Genomic DNA, 5951 nt, shown 5'->3' with positions numbered 1-5951 from the left:
GTCTTCGTCTGATCATAGTCGTGGTTCCAGTCGGCGATCAGCCTCTCGACGGCTTCAGACTTCAGGCGCGCGCCGAGCACCCTGCCTGCACCCTGGTATGCCACAATCGCCCGTTCGACATTGCCGCGTGCAAGATCGAGTTACACATTCGGAACCACCCTAATGTTACAGAATTGCCATCGCCCGCATCGGATACGCTCGCGTCAGCACCTCAGATCAGGATCTCGGTATTCAGAACGAGCGTCTGAAGGTCGCAGGTTGCGAAATCATCCGATCAGAAACCGGATCGGGAGCGTCCCGGAAGGGGCGATCCGAGCTGGAAACCATTATGCAGTTTCTGCATGCGGGCGACGAGCTGGTGGTTCTGCGACTTGATCGGCTCGGCCGTTCCACACGCGACGTTCTCAATCTCGTTCATGAGCTTGATGAAAAGGGCGCGTCGCTCCGCATTCTTGAGCCCGAAGTTACGACAGCCGGAAGCATGGGTCGAATGGTCATCACCACACTCGGCATGGTCGCCGACTTGGAACTCAAGTTCATCAAAGACAGGCAACGGGCGGGCATCGACGCGGCAAAAGCTGACGGCAGCTATAAGGGCAGGAAGAAGAATGTCGATGACGCGGAAATCCGCAGGCGGATCGCTGCTGGCGCAACGAAAGCCGCCGTTGCTCGTGACCTGAACATTTCCAGGATGACTGTCTACCGCGCCTTGGAAGGTCAAGGTTCGCAGCCCACTTCAGCGTGATTGCACGTTCGCCATCTGTTCTTTGAGTTGGCCAAAATCGCAGCTTCGGGCCGACTGGGCCAATCCGCATATGCGGCGGCTACTCGGGGCTTGATGGGTGGAATCGTCGATTCAATAAGTGGATTCAGGCCGATGACTGAAGAGGACTTTTTTGGATGCCGAGACGGCAGGTGATAGTCGATGGTCTCCCGACCCTCCGCCAGGTGCGGGATCCGATTATCGAACTCGATTGCCGGCTGTGCCGGCGTCGCGGCAACCATGAGCGGAAACGGCTGGTAAAGGTCTTTGGCGCCGGCGTCACCTTCGCGGAACTCCGCCGACGGATGACGGTGGGCTGCGAGAGAATGCATACGGCTGAAGGCGACCGATGCGGCGCCTATTTCCCGTGTCTGGTGGAGACGGTATCCTTGCCGGACGAAGGCTGAGCCATGGACCAGAACGAACGCACATCGGCCGCGCAAGGTCATCCATGTGGACATGGATGCTTTCTACGCGTCGGTCGAGCAGCGCGACAATCCGGAACTCCGGGGAAAGCCGGCCGCCGTCGGCGGCTCGGTCGCTCGCGGCGTCGTGGCTGCGGCCAGTTACGAGGCACGCAAGTTCGGCGTCCACTCGGCCATGCCGTCGGTCACCGCCAAGCGCAAATGCCCCGACCTGATCTTCGTCCGGCCGCGTTTCGACGTCTACCGTGCCGTCTCCATGCAGATCCGCGAGATCTTCGCGGAATACACGCCGATGATCGAACCGCTGTCGCTCGACGAAGCCTATCTCGACGTAACGGAAAATCTCAAGGGCATGGAGATCGCGACCGAGATCGCCACGGAAATCCGGGCGAAGATCAAGGCCGCCACCGGTCTGAATGCCTCGGCGGGCATCAGCTACAATAAATTCCTGGCCAAGATGGCGAGCGACCTCAACAAGCCGAACGGCCAGGCGGTGATCACGCCGAAGAATGGTCCCGCCTTTGTGCAGGGTCTGCCGGTGAAGAAGTTTCATGGGGTGGGTCCGGCCACGGCAATGCACCGTCTCGGAATCGAAACCGGCGCCGATCTATTCGGCAAGGACCTCGATTTCCTGATCGAGCACTTCGGCAAGTCTGGACCTTATTTCTATGGCATTGCCAGGGGCATCGACAATCGCGAGGTCAAGCCGGATCGGATCCGCAAATCCGTCGGTGCCGAGGACACCTTTGCCGAAGATGTTCATGCCTACGATCCGGCACGCGAGGGTATCCAGCCATTGATCGAGAAGGTCTGGGGTTATTGCGAGACGAATGGTATCAGCGCCAAGACGGTCACCTTGAAGGTCAAGTATTCGGATTTCCAGCAGATCACCCGCAGCAAGACGGTGCCGGCACCGCTGTCTTCGATCTCGGACCTGGAGGAGATTGTCCGTTTCGTTCTTCAGCCGATCTTTCCGGCGAGAAGAGGCATCCGGCTGCTCGGGGTCACCCTGTCTTCGCTGGAGCAGATAACTGACACGGTCGCCTCTCAGCTGGCCTTGCCACTCGCGTAGTCATCGATTTAGTCATCGCAACCACATGTACTCGTTTGATGCCCAAATCGGTTTCAGGCTTTTGCTTTTCGTCTCGTCTATGTGCTCCACGTTGCGACTCTGCTAAATCGAAGCGATGAGCTACTCTGATTTTATCATCTACGTCGATGAGAGCGGCGACCACAGCCTGACCTCCATCGACGTCAACTATCCTATTTTTGTCCTGTCATTCTGCATCTTCGAGAAATCTCGGTATTCCGCTCTTGCCAGTCGGGATCTTCATGATTTCAAGTTCAGATGGTTCGGCCACGACAGCTACGTACTGCATGAAAGCGACATCGTGAAACGGCGATTTCCGTTCAGCTTCTTGCAATATGACGATATTCGAAATGCTTTTATGGAAGATCTTTCGAGCGTCCTCGAGGCGGCTCCAATGACGGTGATTTCCGCTGTTATTAGGAAGGATGCGTTGAGGCGGCGATACGCGAATCCCGAGAACCCATACCAGCTTGCGCTCCTCTTCTGCCTAGAGAAGGCGAACGAGTTTCTACGCTCACGAAACGATGAAGGCGAGTGCCACATTGTCTGCGAGTCTCGCAGTCCGCGCGAGAAACCCGGACGCGGAAAGGAAGATTTGGAACTTGAACTTGAGTTTCGGAGGATTACCACCGGTCAGCACTATTTACAGGCGGCCGGAGCATCCATGCCTGATTTCGAGATCAACTTCGTCTCTAAACAAGCGAACAGCGCTGGCCTTCAATTGGCAGATTTGATCGCACGCCCAATAGGCCTGCGAATTTTGCGCCCGCAACAGCCGAACCGGGCATTCGACATCATCCAGCCGAAGATCTGGAGAGGCCCTCAGGATCAAAGCTCGTGGTATGGCCTGAAAGTCTTTCCTTGAAAGCGAAAGGCCCCGGTAAACCGAGGCCACGACGCCGACCGGGAACGAACCCCAATCCATTTGATCTCTATATATAGGGTTCCTAACCGCACCGCAAGGGATCAAGCTTGGTCACCTTGAAAGGGATGCGAGCCGCCAGCTCCGCCACTACATGATCTTGCAGTTCAGCGGATACGAACCGACGACCCAGTTATTTACTTCGTCACGGAAATCGATTTGTCATCGCTGCACAGTTTGATGGTTGTGATGATGGTTGTGAGGAAACCAGGTTTTCAGATCAGCTTATTCGATTAGATACTTTTGCTCCATCCACTGCGCAACCGATTGCTATCTCACCGCGCAGCTCGACCGATCAGAGGTGGCTCGGTTTGTCTGAACAGCTTCGGGCGTTTCGCTAAGTGGATTTCCGCCTCGAGTATGCCGCCACCATCATTGGTGTCAGCGCGTTGAAGTAGGCCTGATCCGGCGTCCGCCGGTCAAGGGATGAATGTGGGCGTCTGGTGTTGTAGAAGTTCAGATATCGGCCGATGCCAGCGCGTGCCTCGGACACAGTCTTGTAGGCATGGAGGTAGACTTCCTCGTATTTGATCGAACGCCAGAGCCGTTCGACGAACACGTTGTCCCGCCACGCACCCTTGCCGTCCATTGAGACGGCGACCTCAGCCTTCTTCAGCACGGCGGTGAAGTCGATGGAGGTGAACTGCGATCCCTGGTCGGTATTGAAGATTTCCGGCCTGCCATGACGGGCAAGTGCCTCCTCCACCGCCTCGATGCAGAAGGCTGCTTCCATCGTGATCGACAACCGCCATGACAAGACCTTCCGGCTGAACCAGTCCACGACGGCGCACAGATAGACAAATCCCCGCGCCATGGGGATGTAGGTCAGGTCCATTGCCCAGACCTGATTGGGCCGGGTGACTGCCAGCTTTCGTAGGAGGTAGGGATAAATTTTGTGCCCTGGCGCTGGTTTCGAGGTGTTCGGGCGGCGGTAGATCGCCTCGATGCCCATCTTCTTCATCAGCGTGGCGACGTGTCGCCGCCCGGTCTCCAGACCTTCTCCTCTCAAAATCCCTTGCAACATCCGACTTCCGGCAAACGGGTAATCGAGATGCAGCTCGTCGATCCGCCGCATCAAGGCCAGATCGCCGTCGGACACTGGACGAGGCAGATAATAGACGCTTCCACGGCTGAAGCCGAGAAGCTTCGCCTGACGCACCACGGATAGCTTGTGCTCGCGGTCGATCATTTCTTTCCGCCCAGCAATCCCGCCTTGCCGAGCGCACCGGATAAAAAATCATTCTCCAGTGTCAGTTCGCCAATTTTGGCGTGCAGCGTTTTGACATCGACGGTCGGACCCGTTGGCTCCGCCTTCGTTTCATCGCCGAACACACCCGTCGCCCCCTCAAGGAGCTGGTCTTTCCACTGTTTGATCTGATTGGCATGCACATCGAACTGCTGGGACAATTCCATCAGCGTCTGCTCACCCCGGATGGCGGCGAGCGCCACCTTTGCCTTGAAAGCCGGGCTGTGGTTCCGGCGCGGTCGTCTCGTCATGGTATCTCCTGTTCCCGGCATCTAAGCCGAAATCAGGCAGAAATTCCACTTATCCCCCCTGTGCAGATTTCCCGAGCCAGCTCTATCACCTCGTATCGTGCAATACGATGGACTTGCCTGAACCGTAGAATTCCCGAGGTCCCATGTCCGAACTCGATTGGCTGAGCCAGCTGCTGCAAATCATCACGGTTACCGGCCAGCTCGAGGTACGCTGCGCCTACGGCGCTCCGTGGCGTATTACCTGGAACCGGGCTGCGGCGAACGAAATCCCCTACCACGTCGTTGTCAGGGGCCGGGCGATCTTTGAGGATCCGGAAGCAAGAACGCGGCGGGAATTAACGAGCGGCGATATCGTGCTGCTGCCACACGGTGCGGCGCATGTGCTGCACGACGGCAGCGGGCAGACACCCGTTCCCACACAGCAGCGGCGGGGTGCTGCCGGGTGGATGCTCAGCGAGAACGACAGCGACGGCGAACAACTCGACCTGTTGTGTGGGCGATTTTTCATTTCGCCTCCTCACGATCGATTGGTCCTCAACTACCTGCCCCTGGATCTGGTAGCGCGGGCCATGGATGCACCCGGAGAAGACGGTGTCGCGTCCGCAACTGGTCAACTCTCCAGTCTAGTTGGGTTGATGCGCATGGAAGCAGCCGGCGATCGGCCGGGAGGACGCGCCGTTCTCAACGCACTGTCTTCGGCTCTTTTTACGCTGGTGTTGCGCGCAGCAAGCGAGTCGGAAACCGCTCCTGAGGGTTTGCTGGCGTTGGCCGGTCACCCGCGTTTGGCGCCGGCAATCAGCGCTATGCTCGCTGATCCGGCCAGGCCTTGGAAACTGCCTGATCTGGCGGACCGGTGTGGCATGTCCCGCGCAACGTTCAACCGCCAGCCTTGGTCCTGGCGAGCCGAGCTTTCTTGAGCGAGCCTTCAGCCTGTTCGGCGACAACATCTGTGACAGCGACGACAAGATCGGCTTGAGCTGGAATGCTCCTGTCCATCGAGGCCGCCTGACTCAGAGCTCGCTCCTCGGGGGGCGCATCAACGTCGATCTCGCCGAACGCCTCAGGCAGATGTTTGACCGCGATATACAGGTGGAAAGCGAGTTCACGCGATGGTCCTAGGCGGTAAACCCATAAATTCGATTGTCGGCTGACGCTGGCCGTGATTCAAGGCTTCCGAATGAGGGAGCCCTGATGACGCGCCGCCGCTATGAACTCACCGACCATGAATGGTCGATCCTGTCGCCGCTGTTGCCC

4 protein-coding genes and 1 pseudogene are annotated in these 5951 nt (G+C 57.8%); 4 read left to right on the top strand and 1 reads right to left on the bottom strand.

Annotated elements, in window-relative coordinates; all coding sequences use genetic code 11:
* The first annotated feature begins 172 nt into the window (after positions 1-172).
* From AC5XE7_RS20700 to AC5XE7_RS20690, 3 genes are all read left to right on the top strand, one after another.
* A complete protein-coding gene (locus tag AC5XE7_RS20700) occupies positions 173-745 on the top strand; it encodes a recombinase family protein (protein WP_336314413.1) in 573 nt (190 codons plus the stop codon).
* Between the two features lie 378 nt (positions 746-1123).
* Positions 1124-2260 carry a DNA polymerase IV gene (gene dinB / locus AC5XE7_RS20695; protein WP_443021301.1) on the top strand — a complete coding sequence of 379 codons (1137 nt, stop codon included), beginning with the start codon at positions 1124-1126 and terminating at the stop codon, positions 2258-2260.
* 115 nt (positions 2261-2375) lie between these two features.
* Positions 2376-3143: a DUF3800 domain-containing protein gene (locus AC5XE7_RS20690; RefSeq protein WP_272791951.1), complete on the top strand. Its 768-nt coding sequence runs from the start codon at positions 2376-2378 to the stop codon at positions 3141-3143.
* A 394-nt stretch (positions 3144-3537) separates the two neighbouring features.
* Here the strand turns inward: AC5XE7_RS20690 and AC5XE7_RS20685 are convergent.
* A protein-coding gene (locus tag AC5XE7_RS20685) for an IS3 family transposase (RefSeq protein WP_272809215.1) occupies positions 3538-4697 on the bottom strand; the annotation gives its coding sequence in 2 pieces (ribosomal slippage) (positions 3538-4439 and positions 4439-4697; 1161 coding nt in all).
* 143 nt (positions 4698-4840) lie between these two features.
* On the opposite strand from AC5XE7_RS20685, the pseudogene AC5XE7_RS20680 reads away from it, so the two are divergent.
* A pseudogene (locus tag AC5XE7_RS20680) lies at positions 4841-5581 on the top strand (cupin domain-containing protein); the annotation flags it as partial.
* Between the last annotated feature and the right edge of the window lie 370 nt (positions 5582-5951).

The sequence above is a fragment of the Aquamicrobium sp. YD-1-mutant5 genome, assembly GCF_059509755.1.
Note: the sequence above shows the minus strand (reverse complement) of the source record. Positions and strands in the feature narration are given on the sequence as shown.

Coding starts and splice junctions, on each gene's coding strand:
- AC5XE7_RS20690 (WP_272791951.1), top strand. CDS start 2,376: ATGAGCTACTCTGATTTTATCATCTACGTCGATGAGAGCGGCGACCAC.